This window comes from Bradyrhizobium sp. (assembly GCF_049512235.1).
Classification (GTDB): Bacteria; Pseudomonadota; Alphaproteobacteria; order Rhizobiales; family Xanthobacteraceae; genus Bradyrhizobium.
On record NZ_JBEKXH010000278.1, the window covers coordinates 1 to 17,340 of the forward strand.

General features: G+C 62.8%; 9 protein-coding genes. 3 read left to right on the top strand and 6 right to left on the bottom strand.

Annotation, left to right across the window (positions count from 1 at the left end; translation table 11 throughout):
* Positions 1–83 precede the first annotated feature (83 nt).
* Positions 84–395 carry a polyhydroxyalkanoic acid system family protein gene (locus ABSG20_RS22790; protein ID WP_423866773.1) on the top strand — a complete coding sequence of 104 codons (312 nt, stop codon included), beginning with the start codon at positions 84–86 and terminating at the stop codon, positions 393–395.
* A 37-nt stretch (positions 396–432) separates the two neighbouring features.
* Here ABSG20_RS22790 and treY read toward each other — a convergent pair whose 3' ends face one another.
* Genes treY through ABSG20_RS22820 form a run of 6 tightly spaced genes read right to left on the bottom strand, consistent with a single transcriptional unit; the run spans position 433 to position 14,382 of the window.
* Positions 433–3,231 (bottom strand): malto-oligosyltrehalose synthase, encoded by a 2,799-nt coding sequence (treY, locus tag ABSG20_RS22795; RefSeq protein WP_423866781.1) that lies wholly within the window; start codon positions 3,229–3,231, stop codon positions 433–435.
* On the bottom strand, positions 3,231–4,994 hold the full coding sequence (gene treZ / locus ABSG20_RS22800) for a malto-oligosyltrehalose trehalohydrolase (RefSeq protein ID WP_423866774.1): 1,764 nt from the start codon (positions 4,992–4,994) through the stop codon (positions 3,231–3,233). Before treZ ends, treY begins: the two co-directional genes overlap by 1 nt.
* Positions 4,991–7,066 (bottom strand): glycogen debranching protein GlgX, encoded by a 2,076-nt coding sequence (gene glgX / locus ABSG20_RS22805; protein WP_423866775.1) that lies wholly within the window; start codon positions 7,064–7,066, stop codon positions 4,991–4,993. Before glgX ends, treZ begins: the two co-directional genes overlap by 4 nt.
* A 2-nt stretch (positions 7,067–7,068) precedes the next feature.
* Positions 7,069–9,120, bottom strand: a complete 2,052-nt coding sequence (glgB, locus tag ABSG20_RS22810) for a 1,4-alpha-glucan branching protein GlgB (protein WP_423866776.1) — start codon at positions 9,118–9,120, stop codon at positions 7,069–7,071.
* Positions 9,117–12,419, bottom strand: a complete 3,303-nt coding sequence (gene treS / locus ABSG20_RS22815) for a maltose alpha-D-glucosyltransferase (protein ID WP_423866777.1) — start codon at positions 12,417–12,419, stop codon at positions 9,117–9,119. Before treS ends, glgB begins: the two co-directional genes overlap by 4 nt.
* Positions 12,420–12,426: 7 nt before the next feature.
* Positions 12,427–14,382 carry an alpha-1,4-glucan--maltose-1-phosphate maltosyltransferase gene (locus ABSG20_RS22820; protein ID WP_423866778.1) on the bottom strand — a complete coding sequence of 652 codons (1,956 nt, stop codon included), beginning with the start codon at positions 14,380–14,382 and terminating at the stop codon, positions 12,427–12,429.
* A 212-nt stretch (positions 14,383–14,594) separates the two neighbouring features.
* Here ABSG20_RS22820 and malQ point away from each other — a divergent pair, with 212 nt between their 5' ends.
* On the top strand, positions 14,595–16,553 hold the full coding sequence (malQ, locus tag ABSG20_RS22825; RefSeq protein ID WP_423866779.1) for a 4-alpha-glucanotransferase: 1,959 nt from the start codon (positions 14,595–14,597) through the stop codon (positions 16,551–16,553).
* Between the two features lie 30 nt (positions 16,554–16,583).
* Positions 16,584–17,340: glycoside hydrolase family 15 protein (locus ABSG20_RS22830; protein WP_423866780.1), on the top strand; the 757-nt coding region annotated here is incomplete at its 3' end.

A 17,340-nucleotide genomic window follows, 5' to 3' on the forward strand; every position in this document is an offset into this window, starting at 1 on the left:
GTTCCGCCGGCCGAGATTCAGGGTCCTCTTTTCCCGGGATGCTTCGTCATTATATCTGGCTGCGACACTTTGAGATCCCAGACATGCCCGCACCCCTGGTTGTTTCCATTCCGCATCATCTTGGCCGCGACGAAGCCATGCGACGTCTCAAGGCCGGATTGACGCGTGCCGCTTCCAGCATCCCCGTGCTGCAAGTCGAGGAGGAGAGATGGGAGGAGAGCCGCATGATCTTTCGGGTCCGCGCGCTGGGGCAGGCCGCGTCCGGCCATCTCGACGTGGCGGACGATCATGTGCGCCTGGAAGTCACGCTGCCATGGCTGTTGCAGCGATTTGCCGAGATAGCCCAGGCCGCGATCCAAAATCGGGGCCGGCTGCTGTTGACCAAGCGCGGCTGAATCAGCCGCGATCGATATCGCTGTGCAGCAAATATCCTCAGGCCCGGATCAGCTTTCGCGCGGGATTCGCGGCACCTTCTACCCTGGCCTTCAACACCGCCACCGGCAGATGCCTGAACAGGGCGGAGAGAGGCAACTGCCTGGGCCCGGCCTCGCCGCTGATGCCGTCGACCCCATAGCCATCGAGCCGGAGGGTCCCGTCAAAGCTTTCTGCACGGGGCCAGACCCGGCCGCTCCGGGTAAATGCCGCAAACGATTTCGCGACCGCGATGACCGCGGCGTCGCGGCGATGGCGGCGCGCGAAGGCGATGACATGATCGCGATGCGCACCGGTCACCTCCAGCGGCTCGTAACTGCCATGGGTAAACACGTCGGCCAGTTCGGCACGCAGCTCCAGGAGACGCCGGGTCCAGGCCAGTTTCAGGTGACCGTCCGGCCAGCGCTGCGCCAGGCCGGCCCAATCCGGAGGTTGCGTCGACGCCAGCACATCAGCGCGTTCGGCAAAATCCACCGCGCGCCGGTTATCCGGATCGACCAGCGACAGATCCCAGAACTCCGTTCCCTGGTAGAAATCGGGCACCCCGGGCATCGTCACCTTCAACGTCGTCTGGCTGAGCGAGTTCAGCGCCCCCAACAGCGCGACACGCTGCGCCAGCGTCTGCAGTGCATTCAGAAACTCGGCCGAAAGCCTGGGATCGAGAATTCGTCCGATAAAGGCATGCAACCCGCTCTCATAGGCCTGGTTGGGATTGAGCCAGCTGGTCTCCTCTTTGCCCTCGCGCGCCGCCTTCAAGGCATAGGCCTGCATGCGCTGCACAAACGTCTCGTCGATGCCGTCACTCGGCCACGCCCCCACCAGCGCCTGATAGAGCATGTATTCAAAGGTCGCCGACGGCGCGCGCGTCTCGCCGTCGAGCACGAGATGCGGCGCGTTCTGGATTTTCCAACGCGCCACGGCGCTCGCCCATTCGCCGGGAAGCTCGGTCAGTGCGATCAATCGCGCCCGCGCATCCTCGCCGCGTTTGGTGTCGTGGGTCGCGGTCGCCGTCATGCCGTGCGGCCACTCGCTGGCGCGAATGCGCATCGCCTGGTGAAAGGCATCGACGGAGAGCGCCGGGGCCGAGGGATCGCCGCCGACCTCGTTCAGCGCCAGCAGGCGGTGGTAGCGATAGAAGGTGGTGTCCTCAAGCGACTTGGCCATCACGGGACCGGTCAATTGCTGGACCTTCAATGCAAAACGCCGCACCCGGGGAATACTGTGCGTGGCCCGGCCCGGCTTGATCAGGTCCATGGTCAGCGTGTCCTGCAGAAAGTCGAAGATGCCCTCGTCGGCGGCGAACCATTGCGCGCGCGCCTTTTTGATGGTCTCGAAGATCAGCGCGCGATCGTGGTCGGTCGGCCCGGCCGCGGTCAGATAGGTGCGGTAGACGGGAAAATGCAGGATGTAGAGTTCGAGCGCCTGTCGCAGGCTGTCGGCCGAATAGTCGCGGGTGGAATAATGCCCGGCCGCGATCCGCGCCAGCTGGCGCCGCAGCACGGTGAACTCAGATGTCAGCAAGGTCTCGAGCACCCGGCGCTTGGCCTGCTTCAACACGGGCTCCAGAAGCCGCGGCTGATTGCTGATCTGCCGCCACACTTCATCCAGCGGATCGAGACCCCTGCCGTCGACCAGGACCTGGCTGATGGCATTCAGCCACTCGTAACCCGTGGTGCCGTGAACGCCCGAAAAGGCGTTCAGCTTTTCACCTTCGCCGAGAATTTTTTCGATCACCATGTAGAACGGACCGGCGCCCTTGCCTCTGACATTGCCGATCAGGCGGCGCAGGCGCTGGAAATATTGCGCGGGATCGCGCAACCCGTCGATGTGATCGAGCCGCAGGCCCTGCAGTTTGCCTTGGGCGCTCAGCGCTTTGACCAGGCGATGGATGGCGTCGAAGGTGCCGGCATCCTCGACCCGCAATCCGGCCAGCGTATTGACGTCGAAAAAGCGCCGATAGTTGATGTCGCTGGAGGCGAGCCGCCAGTGCCCGAGCCGGTAATGCTGGCGCTCCATCAGCGAATGCAGCGCCTGGGTCTGCGCGGCGCGATCCGCACCGGCCCGGTAGGCGCCGAGCCCGCGCGCGATAATTTCCGCACCGCCGTCGACGCCTCTCAGCTCGGCCTTGTAAGCCGGCGCTTCCTTGCGGTTGGGATGACGCAATCCGCGATATCGCGACGTCAACTCGAGCAGGCGTCGGCCCGCCGCGCTGTCTTCGGCCGCGGCTTCCTTGACGACGGTACGCAGGATCTCGCCGTATCGCTCGGGTGTGATCGGCAGACGATGCTCGAAATACCAGGCCGAAAAACTGCCTTCGTCGCGATCATAGCGCAGCTCGATCTCGCCATTTTCCAGCGCTTCGCCATAGGACGAACCGAGGATCGGCAGCAGCACGCCGCCGCGGGCCCGAAACGGCAACAGCTCCCAGTCGATGTCGAACGACACCGCATGCGGCGAGGCCGGTCCCCATTCCAGCACGTCGAGCCACCACGGATTGTCGGCGAAATGCACGCCGACATGGTTGGGTACGAAATCGAGAATAAGACCAAGGTCGTGCCGTTTCAGCGCCTGGCTCAACCGCTCGAAGCCGGCTTCGCCGCCGAGCTCCGGATTGAGCCTGGCGTGATCGACGACGTCATAGCCGTGGGTGCTGCCCCGGCGCGCCTTCATGAAGGGCGACGCATAGAGATGGCTGATGCCCAGCGCTTTCAGATACGGGATCACGGCCGCAGCGGCGTCGAAATCGAAGCTTGCCGTCAGCTGCAGCCGGTAGGTGGCGATCGGTATCGCCGGCGGCATCAGCGCGCGTCCAGACGCCAGACCACCGACCATGGCGGGATCGGGCCATCGGACCAGCCGCCCCAGAGGCGCGTGCCGGTCAGATCGTATTCGCCGGTCGATGCACCGGTCGAGAGATTGGCGAGCAGCTTGAGTGTGGCGCCATCGCCCATGCGCCAGTGCGCCGTAAGGAGGCCTTGGTCCGACGTGCGCGCATCGCCGAAGGCCGCGCCTGCGAGCCGCGGAACGATCTCCCGCATGCGGATGGCAAGAAGCTGCCGCACCAAGGCCAGACGTTTTTGGCCGGTCTCTTCGTTGCGCGCTTCCCAGTCCAGTACCGCAGATTGCAAGGTCGATGCATCCAGGGGATCCGGCACCTCGTCGCCATAGGCCGCGTAGGCATAGGCATATTCCCGGCGCCGCCCCTGGCGCACGGCTTGCGCGAGATCGCCCTGAAAATCGCAGAAGAACGGGAACGGCGTTTTCGAGCCCCACTCTTCGCCCATGAACAGCATGGGGATCGCCGGCGCCAATAATGTGATCGCCAGTGCGGCTTCGATCGCTTCAGGGCTTGCCAAGCTTTCGAGCCGGTCGCCGAGCGCACGGTTGCCGATCTGGTCGTGGTTCTGCAGGAAATTGACGAAGGCCGTCGGGGCAAGCTTGCCGCTGGGTTCACCGCGCAATTGCCCGCCGCGGTGCGCGGAAGGCTGTCCCTGATAGGCAAACCCGGATCCCAGTACGCGGGCGATATCGCGCCGTGGCGAATGCCGATAGTCGCCGTAATAGCCCTGGGTCTCGCCGGTCAAAAGGACGTGCCAGGCGTGATGATAATCGTCGTTCCACTGCGCGCGGTATTTGCCCTGCGCCGGATCTTGTTCGGCATCCAATATGCTGGCGCGGTTGGCGTCGTTTTCGAGCACCAGATGGATGTGACGGCCGGTCTCCGCGGCCAGCCCACCCACGGCATGGCTGAGATCGCGCAGCATCGAAACTTCGCCGAACTCGGCGATGGTGTGGACGGCGTCAAGCCGCAGCCCGTCGAAACGATACTCGCGCAGCCAATACAGCGCATTCTCGATGGCGAAGCTGCGCACCTGCGGCACCCGGTAGTCGATTGCGCTGCCCCAGGGCGTCTGCGCCTCGGTGAAGAAGCAAGGCGCATAGCGGGCGAGGTAATTTCCTTCCGGGCCGAAATGGTTGTAGACCACGTCGAGAAAGACCATCAGCCCGCGCAGATGCGCCTCGTCGATCAGGGTCTTGAGGTCGTCGGGGCGCCCATAGACGCTGTCGGGCGCGTACCACAACACGCCGTCATAGCCCCAATTGCGCGAGCCGGCGAAATCCGCCAGCGGCATCAATTCCAGCGCGGTAATGCCGGTCTCGACCAGATGATCGAGCTTGCCGATCATGGCGCGGTAGGTGCCCTCGGGGGTGAAGGCTCCGACGTGGGTCTCGATCACGCAGGTTTGCTGCCACGGGCGCCCGCGCCAATCCGAGGCGCGCCATCGGTAACTGGTGTGATCGATCACTTCGCTGGGGCCGGAGAGATCTCCAGGCTGAAATGCCGACGCCGGATCGGGGAGGTCGATCTCGCCGTCGATCCGGAATTGGTAGCGCGCGCCGGCTCTCGGGCCAGATATATCGGCGCAGAACCAGCCATCTCCGCCGCGCCGCAACGGATAGGACTTTTCCAGCAGCAGATCGACACGTTTTGCCGCCGGCGCCCAAAGTCGAAAGGACACGCCGTCCGCGGTCAGCGTTGCTCCGAATTGCCACCGATTCATGCCAGACCTGCAAAGGCAAGGACCGAGCGGGGAGGCGCCCTGGTTTCGCTTCCTGACGCGAAGTCCGCGAACGAATATTGGCTGTCCGCCGTGTTCAATACAAGCTGCCAGGTCTTGTATTCCGGTAGCCTGGGCATCCTGAATAGGATCTCCTCAGGCGCCGCGTTCAGTACAATAAAGATTGGCGCCCCGCCCGGTTCCACAGGTCCGAGCACGTAGGCGAGAAACCGGCCTTCCGGGAATTTCCAGTCTTGTTCCTTCATGTCCTCGGCGGCCGGCGTCAGCCAGAGCACGCCGTAAGATCCGTCCGCGCGCCGTCCATCGAGCCAGCGATGTGAAAGGATTTGCGGAAATCGCCGGCGCAGCTCGGTCATGTGACCGATGAAATCGATCAGGTCACAGCCTTCGTGGCCGATACCACCCCAGTCGACCCAGCCGGTTTCATTATCTTGGCAATAGGCGTTGTTGTTGCCTGCTTGCGAGTTGCCGACTTCATCGCCCGCCAGAATCAGCGGCAGGCCCTGCGCCAGCAGCAGACAAGCGAGCTGGTTCTTGCGGAGCTGGCGGCGCAGCGCTGTGATATTAGGGTCATCGGTCGGGCCCTCAGAGCCGCAATTGTTGCTGTGGTTGTCGCTGGAGCCGTCGCGATTGTCCTCGCCGTTGGCCTCGTTGTGCTTGTGGTTGTAGCTGAACAAATCCGCCAGCGTGAAGCCGTCATGCACGGTGACGTGATTGATGCTGGCGCGCGGCCTGCGGCCGTCGCGATTATACAGGTCCGACGAGCCGGTCATGCGGCGGGAAACTTCGCCGATCAGGCTGCCTACACCGCTCCAGTAGCGCCGCATCGCGCTGCGGTAGCGGTCGTTCCACTCCGACCATTGCGATGGAAAGCCGCCGACCTGATAGCCGCCCATGCCGAGGTCCCAGGGTTCGGCGACCAGCTTCACCGACGACAGCACCGGGTCCTGCCGGATCGCGGTGAGGAAGGCGCTGTTGCGGTCGAAGCCGTTCGGCCCGCGCGCCAGCGTGGTGGCGAGATCGAAGCGGAAACCGTCGACATGGCAGACCTCGACCCAGTAGCGCAGCGAATCCATCACCATCTGCAGGACCCGCGGATGGGTGAGGTTGACCGAGCTGCCGCACCCGGTGAAGTCATCGTAGAAGCGCGGATTTTCAGGCTTCAGCCAATAATAGGAGGCGTTGTCGATGCCGCGGAACGACAGCGTCGGGCCCATATGGTTGCCCTCGGCGGTATGGTTGTAAACGACGTCGAGCATCACCTCAATGCCGGCGTCGTGCAACCGTGCCACCGTGGTGCGGAAGCTGTCGAGCGGGTTGTCCTGCGCGTAGCGCGGCTCCGGCGCAAAAAACGACAGCGTGTTGTAGCCCCAGTAATTGACCAGCTTCTTTTCGACCAGCGTTCGGTCGTCGACGAAGGCGTGAACGGGCAAGAGTTCGATGGTGGTGACACCAAGGCGCTTGAAATGCTCGATCATGGCGGCCGAGGACAGGCCGCCATAGGTGCCGCGCAGATATGGCTGCACGTCTTCGCGCTTCTGGGTCAGGCCCTTGACGTGCGCTTCATAGATGATGGTGTCTTCCCAGGGGATGTTGGGGCGCATCTCGCGGCGGCCCCAATTGAAGGTTTCGTCGACCACCACGGCCTTCGGCATGCCGCGGGCGTTGTCGCGCCGGTCGAACGAGAGGTCCTCACGCGCGCTGCCGGTACGATAGGCAAAATGGGCATCGCTCCACACCAGCCGCCCGGCAAGCCGCCTTGCATAGGGATCAAGCAGCAGTTTGTTGGGGTTGAAACGGTGGCCGTGCTCGGGCTCGTAGGGCCCATGCACGCGATAGCCATAGAGCTGGCCAGGGGAAACGTCGTTCAGATAGCCGTGCCAGACGTCCTCGGTATGTTCGGGCAACTCGATGCGTTCGAGCTCGCGACGTCCCTGACTGTCGAACAGGCAAAGCTCGACCTTGTGCGCGTTGGCCGAGAACAAGGCAAAATTGGTGCCGCGGCCGTCCCAGCTTGCACCGAGACGCGAGAACGTTCCGGCAGACAGACGCATGGTTAGCTTTCCGGTACCAGAAAAATAGCGGCCAAAGGCGGGATGGTAAGATCGAGGACGGGCACCGTGCCATCCAGCGCCATGACCTCGCCGACGTTGCCGACATTGCTGCCGCCGTAATGCGCGGAATCCGAATTCAGCACCTCGCGCCACTTGCCGCTGAGCGGTACCCGGACGCGGTAGTTGTGATATACGTTGGGTGAAAAATTCACCACCACGAGGCAGCGCGCGCCGGCATCATTGCCCTTGCGGATCCAGCCGAACACGTTGCCGCCGGCATCGTCGGTCACCACCCATTCAAAGCCGGCGGGATCGCAATCCAGTTCATGCAGCGCCGGCACCGCGCCATAGAGCCTGTTGAGATCGCGGATCAGGCTTTGGATGCCAGCATGCTTCTCCTGCTCGAGCAGGTGCCAGTCGAGCGAGCGGTCATGGTTCCATTCGCGCTCCTGGGCGAACTCGCAGCCCATGAACATCAGCTTCTTGCCGGGATGGCCGAACATGAAGGCGTAGTAAGCGCGCAGATTGGCGAAGCGTTGCCAGGCGTCACCAGGCATCCGGCCGATGATCGAGCGTTTGCCGTGGACGACCTCGTCGTGCGACAGCGGCAGGATGAAGTTTTCCGAAAAAGCGTAGTGCAGGCCGAACAGGATATCGCCGTGGTGATGCTTGCGGTGGATCGGATCCTTGGCAATGTAATTCAGCGTGTCATGCATCCAGCCCATGTTCCATTTGTAGCCGAAGCCCAATCCGCCATATTCGACCGGGCGCGATACCTGCGGCCATGCGGTCGACTCCTCCGCGGCGGTGGTGGCCTGCGGAAATCGGGCGAAAACCTCGGTGTTGAAGCGGCGGAGGAAATTGACGGCTTCGAGATTTTCCCGTCCGCCATATTTGTTCGGAATCCAGGCTCCCGCGGGCCGGCTGTAGTCGAGATAGAGCATGGAGGCGACCGCATCGACACGCAGGCCGTCGATGGCATAACGCTCCAGCCAGAACAGTGCATTCGAGACCAGGAAGTTCACCACTTCGGTGCGGCCGTAATTGTAGATCAGCGTGCCCCAGTCGAGGTGGCGGCCTTGAAGCGGGTTGGCGTGCTCGTAGAGCGCGGTGCCATCAAATTGGCCGAGGCCGTGCGGATCGTCGGGAAAATGCCCGGGCACCCAGTCCAGCATCACGCCCAATCCCTCGCGATGGCAGGCATCGACCAGGGCGCAGAAATCCTGCGGTGGGCCGAACCGGCTGGTGGGCGCGAACAGCCCGGTCGGCTGATAGCCCCAGGAACCGTCGAACGGATGTTCATTGACGGGAAGAAATTCGACATGGGTGAAGCCGAGATCGCGCACATAGCGCGGTAGCTGGTCCGCCAGGTCGCGATAGCTCAGCCATTCGTTGTGGCCCTTGCGCCGCCAGGAGCCCAGATGGACCTCGTAGATCGACATCGGCGCGCCGAGCGCGTTGATGCCTGCGGGCGCCGGGCGCGGATGCGGCAGCCTGGTCTCGTCGAACACAATGGAGGCGGTGCTCGGGCGCATTTCCGCGGCAAAGGCCAGCGGATCGGACTTCAGCGGCAAGTGCTGGCCCTGCGCGCCGATAATATCGAATTTATAATGGTCGCCGACGGCTGCGTGCGGCACGAACAGCTCCCAGTAGCAGGCCACCCCGTCGACGCCGTCGAGGGTCATCGGATGGGCGCCAAGCTTGTCGTAGATAAGTTGATGGGTGCCTTCGCCCAAAAGATACAGATCGAAGTCGGTCAAGACAGGCGGAAAGCGATAGGGATCGTCGAGATTGACTACCCTGTCGCCGTAGCGGGCGCGCAGTTGATATCGCTTCGAGCCGTTTGGCAGCGCGCCCGCGAACAGCCCGGCGTCGTGAATGCGCTCCAGCGAAGCCGTTTCGCCATGCTCGCCGATTGCCTCGACATCGGATGCCTCCGGCAGGAACGCGCGCACCACGGTCTGGCCGTCCTCGGTGTGAAGGCCGAGATAGTGAAAAGGATCGGAATGGCGGCCTTCGACGATGGCCCAGGCCTCCGCGGAAAGTTTGGTCATGGGGCCTCATTGGTCGGCTGAGACATGATGCGAAGCATTCCCGACAGCGGAACGCGGAGCCAATCAGGCCGGTGGGCCAGCTCATACTCGATCTCGCAGAACACCTTTTCAAGCAAGAAGAAATTCAGTGCCTGCCCGGCGGTCCAGGGATCGGCCGGCCACAGGCGCCGATTGGTCATGATGGCGCGATAGGCTGCCAGAAACGCCGCCGCCGAGCGATCCCGCCATTCCCTGAGAACAGCGGCAAGCTTGCCGTGTTCGTCGGGCGCCACCTTCAACGCCCGCTCCATCGCGGCCGCGGCCGAATAATCGATCGAGCGGATCAGGCCGGCGACATCGCGCGCCGCGGGGGCCTTGCGCCGGCGCTCGGCCAGCGGCTGGCGCGGGTCGCCGCCGAAACCGATGATGAATATATCGTCCTTGACGATCAGGATCCGGCCGAGATTGAAGTCGCCATGGTGGCGGATGTTGAGGCTGTCGACATCCGGCGCGAGCAGTGCGCTCAGGCGGTCATGCAAGGCCGGGTGTTGCGCCAGCGCCTGATCGACGAGTTGACGGTCAGCCTCCCTGACCGTGTCGCGCCGTTGCCTCAAGGCATCAAAGACGCGCTTGGCACGGACAACCGCATCCTCGATCCAGCGCGCCACATCCTCAGGTAGGGTCGGTTCTGGCGCAAAATCGGCAAATTCCTCGTTTCCGGCGAGCGCGACGTGCATCTCCGCGAGGCGTCTTCCGGTTTGCGACATGTGGCGCAGATAGGGAATCTGCTCCTCGTTCTCGCCAGGATGTTCGCTCGCCGCCAGCAAGCGCTGCTCATCTACAAAGCGATCGAGATAGGCCGTGGTCACGGTCCATGCATCACCCTGGTTTTCGACGAAGGCATGAACGCCCGCGATGGCGCTTATCTGGTCGCCTTCGACCAGCTCGACGCTGCCGAGCAGCGCGGGCGCATTGGCAAAGTCTGCGACGTCGGTGAGATACCGGCCGATCTCGATCTCGGGATTAATGCCGGATTCGAGCTGACGATAAACCTTGACCACAAATTCATGATCGACCAGCGCCATGCTGTTGGATTGTTCGGTTTCGACGGCACGGACATGCTCGGGCTGCTTGATTGGCCGGTCCGAAAACCGGCTGGTCGGCCTGAATTCCAGGCGCAGCCCGTTTTCTTCGACGGTCAGGTTCTCGCGCAGATTCCGCAACAATAGCGCGATGAAGATATGGTCGGTCGCCACATCCAGCAGCGTGCCTTCACGCGCGCCCTGACGCACGGCTGCGAGGGCGTGGGGATTGTAGTGTTCGCGATCGAAGCGCACCCATTCGATCTGCACCGGCAACACGTAGTGCGTCGTCACGCCGCGCTGCGTCGCCTTGAAAAACGCCAGCCAGGGGCGGTTGTCGCCGATATCGCAGAACGGGATGGCCGATGTCAGGTTGGGATGAATAGCCTCCGCCGAACGCTCCGGATACCAGCGGGCTCGTGCCAGAAATCCCGGCAAGACGTCGCATTCGAACACGCCGCGGGTGCGGGCCAGCGACACCCAAGTCGCACCGACTGGTACCACCAGGGTTTCGAATTCGGGAACCACGCTGGGCGAGGTGCGCTCCGATTTGTCGCGCTCTCGAAGCTGAAACCAGTAGAAGCCATAGGGCCCCAGCGTGATCATGTAGGGTAGTTCCCCAATCGCCGGAAAACTGCTGCGGCCGAGCATTTCCAGTGGCACGCGGTCCTTCCACGGCGAAAGATCGAGTTCGGTCGCCTGCGCCGATCGCGACAGGTTGGCGATGCAGAGAATCACCTCATCGCGGTATTGCCTGATATAGGCGAGCACCGAGCGATTGGCCGGGCGGATGAACGTCATGCTGCCGCGGCCGAACGCCAGCGTCGACTTGCGTACCGAAATCAGCCGCTTGGTGGCGCTGAGCAGCGACGACAGGCTGCGCGACTGCGCCTCGACGTTGACAGCCTCATAGCCGTAGACCGGATCCATGATGGTCGGCGCGTAAAGCCGCGCCGGGTCGGCGCGGGAAAAACCACCATTGCGGTCCGGCGACCACTGCATCGGCGTACGCACGCCGTCGCGGTCGCCGAGATAGATATTGTCGCCCATGCCGATCTCGTCGCCGTAATAGATGATCGGGGTGCCCGGAAACGACAGCAGCAGCGAGTTCATCAACTCGATCTTGCGGCGGTCATTGTCCATCAGCGGCGCCAGCCGGCGGCGGATGCCGACATTGATGCGGGCACGGGGATCGTTGGCGTAGGTCGACCACAGATAGTCGCGCTCGACGTCGGTGACCATTTCCAGCGTAAGCTCGTCATGGTTGCGCAGAAACAGCGCCCACTGGCAGTTGGCGGGGATATCCGGCGTCTGGCGCAGGATGTCGGTGATCGGAAAGCGGTCCTCCTGAGCGATCGCCATGTAGATCCGCGGCATCAGCGGGAAATGATAGGCCATGTGGCATTCATCGCCCTTGCCGAAATATTCCTGGACATCCTCGGGCCATTGATTGGCTTCCGCCAGCAGCACCTTGCCCTTGGCATAGGCGTCGAGTTCGCCGCGCAGCCTCCTGATAATGGCGTGGGTTTCCGGCAGGTTCTCGTTGTTGGTGCCATCGCGCTCGCACAGATAGGGTATCGCATCGAGCCGGAAACCGTCGACGCCGGTATCGAGCCAGCGCTTCATGACCTGAACGATCGCGCTGACCACGCGTGGATTGTCGAAATTGAGATCGGGCTGGTGCGAAAAGAAGCGGTGCCAGTAGAATTGGCCGGCTTCCGGGTCCCAGGTCCAGTTCGACTTAACGGTGTCGGTGAAGATGATCAGCGTTCCCGCATATTTCTGGTCGGTGTCGCTCCATACATACCAGTTGCGCGCGCTCGACTTGGGATCGCTGCGGCGGGCGCGCTTGAACCAGTCGTGCTGGTCGGAGGTATGATTGATCACGAGTTCGGTGATGACCCGCATGCCGCGCCGCTTGGCTTCGACGATGAAGCGATTGAAATCCTTCATGGTCCCGAAATCGGGATTGATGGCACCGTAGTCGGCGATGTCGTAGCCGTCGTCGCGGCCAGGCGAGGGATAAAACGGCAACAGCCACAGCGCGGTGATGCCGAGATCCTGCAGGTAATCGAGCTTTTCGGTCAGGCCGGCGAAATCGCCGATGCCGTCATTGTTGCTGTCGGCGAAGGCCTTGACGTGAAGCTGATAGATGATGGCGTCTTTATACCAGAGCCTGTCGCCGTCGAGATCGGTGACCGGTAATTCCTTGGCATTGATCGATGACATCAGGTTCATGGACCGCTCACGCCAGACAGCGAAACAGCATGGCCGGATCGCGCATCGGATCAATTCGCAGGCGGATGCCACCCCACTCCACGGGGGATCGTTCACCGGTCATCAGATTTTCAAGGGCGGCGATGTTGCGGCGATCGCCGGACATGCCGACCTGGACGTCGGTGAGCGGCAGCCAGAATTCGCGCACCTCGCGCGATAGCGCGATCGCGACCACGACGCAGTTGGTCCGATTGACCGATTCCTTGACAAAGCTGACGATGTTACGATCATCGACCTGAATGAAGCGCAGATTGCTGGTCTGCTGCAGCGCCGTGTTTTCCCGGCGAACGCGGTTGAGTTCGCGGATGTAAGGCTTGATATTGCCGGGCTTGTCCCAGTCCCGCACTCTGATCTCGTACTTTTCGGAATGGAGATGTTCTTCCCTGCCGGGTAAGGGTTCGTGTTCCCTGAGCTCGAAGCCGTTGTAGATGCCGTAGCTGCCCGATAGCGTGGCGGCCAGCGCGACGCGGGATTTGAACATCCAGGCCTCACCGCTTTGCAGATGGTAGGGCAGGATATCGGAGGTATTGACGAAAAAATTCGGGCGATGGAAATCGCGCTCCGGATAGGCCGTCAGCTCGTTCAGGTACTGCTCCAGCTCCCACTTCTGGGTCCGCCAGGTGAAGTAGGTATAGGACTGCGTGAAGCCGAGCTTGGCGAGGCCCCGCATCAGTTTCGGTCGCGTAATGGCTTCGGCGATAAAGATGACATCGGGACGACGAAGCTGAACATCATGGATCAGCCATTCCCAGAACCGGAATGGCTTGGTGTGGGGGCTGTCGACCCGGAACACCGTGACGCCCTGCTCGATCCAGAACAGCACTATATCGCGTAAGGCATTCCACAGCGAGCCGGCGTCCTCAGAGGAAAAATCGGGGATGACGACAGCATCGGACCTCCCGGGTGGATTTTCCGTGTAGCGCATCGACCCATCGGGCCGGCGGTCGAACCATTGCGGATGCTGCGTGAGCCAGGGATGATCGGGCGAGCATTGAATGGCAAAGTCGAGCGCCACTTCGATGTCGAGCTGCCTGCAGGCTGCAACGAAGTTGCGGAAATCCTCCAGCGTGCCCAATTCGGGCTGCACCGCATCGTGGCCGCCTTGAGCTGAGCCGATGACGTAGGGGTTTCCGGGATCGCCTTGCGCTGATGCCACCGCGTTGTTGCGGCCCTTACGGTTACCGGATCCGATCGGGTGAATCGGCGTGAGCGAGACCACGTCGAAGCCCATCGCCGCGATATCGGGCAAGCGCGCGATGCAATCCTTCAAGGTGCCGTACTGGCCCGGGGTCCGGCCCTGGCTGCGCGGCACCAGTTCATACCATGCGCCGTTGCGCGCCCGCAGCCGGTCCACGACCAACGGAAATAGTGGCGATCGGGTCAGATCCGGCCGCGACTGGCTGTCGGCCATGGCGTCTTTCAACTCCTCGGTCAAGAGCGGTGTGGCCTCGCCGGTTTGCAGAAAGTACTCGCATTGCCGCAGGATCACGCCAGCCGCGGCCTCCGCGCCGGCATGAGCCTTGGTGAGCATGCCCGCGCCCTCGATCGCATCCACCGGCAGGTCGGCGCCGTTTTTCTGCTTGCGTTCAAATTCGTGCCGCCAGGTGGCAAATTCGTCGGTCCAGGCCTCGATCGCATAGACATAGCGTCCAGGCTGGTCCGGAAGGAACGATCCGGCCCAACGGTCGTTGCTGTGCTGGCTCATCGCGGCGCGGCGCCACTCCCGGTCCCGCTCGCGGCGCCAGACTAGCGCCGCGGCCACGATACCATGGCCGTCGCGATAGATGTCCGCCCAAACCTCGACCCGCTCGCCGACTAGACGTTTCACGGCAAAGCGGCCTCCGTCGACCAGCGGATAAACATCTTCAATATGGAAAGCGGCGCCAGCTGCGGCGCTCTCGACAGTTTGAGTTGTCTTGTTCACGGTGATGCCATTGACATGGAAACGACGAGATGGAAACGACGTCCCGCTTGGATTGAGGGAAAGGAGAGGCTCCCGGTACTTAGAAAGCCGCTGGCCGGGCATTGGTTCCCGGGGACAGCCAAGGAGGCCACAGGGTTAGACACGGCTATCCTCTTACTGTATCAATAGAATTTCGCGACCTCCCTCACCGTTGCGAGCAAACCGCGTGCCGAATGGACCTTATCACCAAAGCTAAAAAGCTGGGAATCCAGACCGATTTTATCGACGGTCAGGGTCGCCGGCGTGTGACGGACGCTGCAGCGCTGAGAATCATCGTCGACGCCCTGCCGGTTCGGGTCCCGCATCGGTTCCTGGTCGGGCCGGTCGTGGTCCGTTCCGGACGACCCGCGCGGACCGAGCTGAGCCGGGCCACCAGGTTTCCGCTGCGCTGGAAAATCGTTGCGGACCTTAAGGTTATCGCGCAGGGCTTGGCCCAGGGCCGCCGCGTCATAGACTGGCCGCAGGATTTGCCCGTAGGGTCGTACCGGCTGCATCTGACGGACGCCTCCTCCTTTAGCGAAGAGGCACCGTTGATTGTTGCGCCGGCGCAGGCTTTCGCCGGCGATTTCGAGCGTTGCTGGCTGGCGGCGGTTCAGCTTTATGGCGTGCGCTCGGCGCGCAATTGGGGCATCGGGGATTTTACCGACCTCGAAGGCTTAATCGAACTCGCCGCCGGTCTGGGAGCGGATGGCGTTGGACTAAATCCGCTGCACGCGTTGTTCGACGACCGGCCGGCCGATTGCAGCCCCTATTCCCCGAACAGCCGGCTGTTCTTGAATGCGCTCTATATCGACGTCGAAAAGCTTCCGGAATTTCAAGCCGGGGCTTTTACCGGGGCCAGCGGTCTTGCCCGGTTAAGAGCCTGCGGCCTGGTCGATTATGTCGCCGTCGCCGAGCTGAAATGGCGCGCGCTGCGATCAGCGTTCGAGAATTTCAAGGCCAATCCGGCCATCGGCCGCCGACAGGACTTCGACACATTTCGCACCGAACGCGCGCCCCAGCTGTCGCGGTTCGCCTGTTTCGAGGTGCTGCGGCACAAATTCAACACGCCGTGGTGGGAATGGCCGAAGCCCTGGCGGCAGCCTGATGATGTCAGATGCGCCGAGCTGCGGGCGGGGGCAGATCGCGCCGAAATTGAATTCGTCGAATTCGTGCAATGGATCGCAGACCGGCAGTTGCGGGCCTGTGGGGATCACGCGACCCGGCTCGGAATGAAAGTCGGTCTCTACCTCGATGTCGCGGTCGGCGTGCAATCCGATGGCTTCGATGCCTGGAACGAACAGGTTGCGATTTCCCGCCATCTCGGCGTCGGCGCGCCGCCGGACCCGTTGAACACATTGGGCCAGAGCTGGGGCCTCGCCGGTTTCAATGCTGCCGGTCTGGAGATCCGGTCGTTCGAGCCGTACCGGGAGATGCTTGGGGCCTCGATGCGTTACGCCGGCGCGATCCGGCTCGATCATGTGCTGGGCTTGAAGCGACTCTATCTGGTGCCGCACGGCTTTGCCGCCGATAACGGCGCCTATGTGCAGATGCCGTTCGAGGCGCTGCTGGCGGCGACCGCGCAGGAAAGCGTGGCGCATCGGTGCGTGGTGATCGGCGAAGATCTCGGCACCGTGCCGGAAGGCTTTCGCGAGCAGATGGCCGATTGGGGCATCTGGTCCTATCAGGTGATGATGTTCGAGCGCGACAATGCCGGCCGCTTTTGTGACATCGAGCATTATACGTCCAATGCGCTGGTCACCTTCAATACCCACGATCTCTCGACCTATGCAGGCTGGCGCTCTTTCAGCGACCTCAAGCTGAAACGCGCGCTCGGGATCGACCCCGGCGAAAGCGACGATGCGCGCTGGCACGCGCTATCGATGCTCAGCGACGTGCTGCGTCATCACGCCATCGATCATCATGATCTCTATGCGGTCGCGGGCTTCATGTCGCGAACCAAATCCCGCCTGCTTGCGATCTCGCTTGAGGATTTATTGGGCGTGACCGACCAGCCTAATATTCCCGGCACCATCAACGAGCATCCGAACTGGCGACAGCGGCTGCCGGTTGCGGTGGACGATATCGCATCCGCGATCGACGTTACCGCGCTCAAAAGCGCGATGGCGCCGCGAGCGCGGACCGCGACCTGACCTGCCAACATTTTCCGCGGTGATAACAATTTGTCTTCTGCAATCGAAGACTATGGATTGATCGGCGATTGCGAGACCGCGGCCCTGGTCGGCCGCGACGGGTCGATCGACTGGCTGTGCTGGCCGGCGTTCGATTCCGATGCCTGCTTTGCAGCGCTGCTGGGTACGCGCCAAAATGGCCGCTGGCTGATCGCGCCGGCCGAGGCGGTCAAAAGCCGCTCGCGCCGCTACTGGGATGATAGCCTGATCCTGGATGCGACCGCTGGCGGCGTCGTCGCGCTGATCGATTTCATGCCGCCGCGCGGCGGCGCCTCCGACATCGTCCGGCTGGTGCGCGGCGTGACGGGCAGGGTAAAGCTCAAGATGGAACTGGTGATCCGCTTTGGCTTCGGCGCCGACATCCCCTGGGTCAGGCGAACCGAGGACGGCGCGCTGCTGGCGATTGGTGGGCCGGATATGGCCGTGCTGCGAACACCGGTCGAGACCCGCGGCGTGGACCTGACCACGGTCGCCGAGTTCGACGTCTGCGAGGGCGACAGCATTCCCTTCGTGCTCACCTACGGGCCTTCGCATCTGCCGCTGCCCCGACCGATCGATCCGGCCCGGGCGCAACGGGACACCGAGGATTTCTGGACTGAATGGTGCAGCCATTGCTCCTATGAGGGCGCTCACCGCGATCTGGTGTTGCGCTCGCTGATCACGCTGAAGGCGCTCACCTATGAACCGAGCGGCGGCATTGTCGCGGCGCCCACGACCTCGCTACCGGAAAGCTCGGGGGTGCGCGAAA

What these genes read in the sequence shown, in the direction of transcription:
- treS (WP_423866777.1), bottom strand. Translation starts at nt 12,419, where the DNA reads ATGAACCTGATGTCATCGATCAATGCCAAGGAATTACCGGTCACCGAT.
- treZ (WP_423866774.1), bottom strand. Translation starts at nt 4,994, where the DNA reads ATGAATCGGTGGCAATTCGGAGCAACGCTGACCGCGGACGGCGTGTCC.
- glgX (WP_423866775.1), bottom strand. Translation starts at nt 7,066, where the DNA reads ATGCGTCTGTCTGCCGGAACGTTCTCGCGTCTCGGTGCAAGCTGGGAC.
- treY (WP_423866781.1), bottom strand. Translation starts at nt 3,231, where the DNA reads ATGCCGCCGGCGATACCGATCGCCACCTACCGGCTGCAGCTGACGGCA.
- malQ (WP_423866779.1), top strand. Translation starts at nt 14,595, where the DNA reads ATGGACCTTATCACCAAAGCTAAAAAGCTGGGAATCCAGACCGATTTT.
- ABSG20_RS22790 (WP_423866773.1), top strand. Translation starts at nt 84, where the DNA reads ATGCCCGCACCCCTGGTTGTTTCCATTCCGCATCATCTTGGCCGCGAC.
- glgB (WP_423866776.1), bottom strand. Translation starts at nt 9,120, where the DNA reads ATGACCAAACTTTCCGCGGAGGCCTGGGCCATCGTCGAAGGCCGCCAT.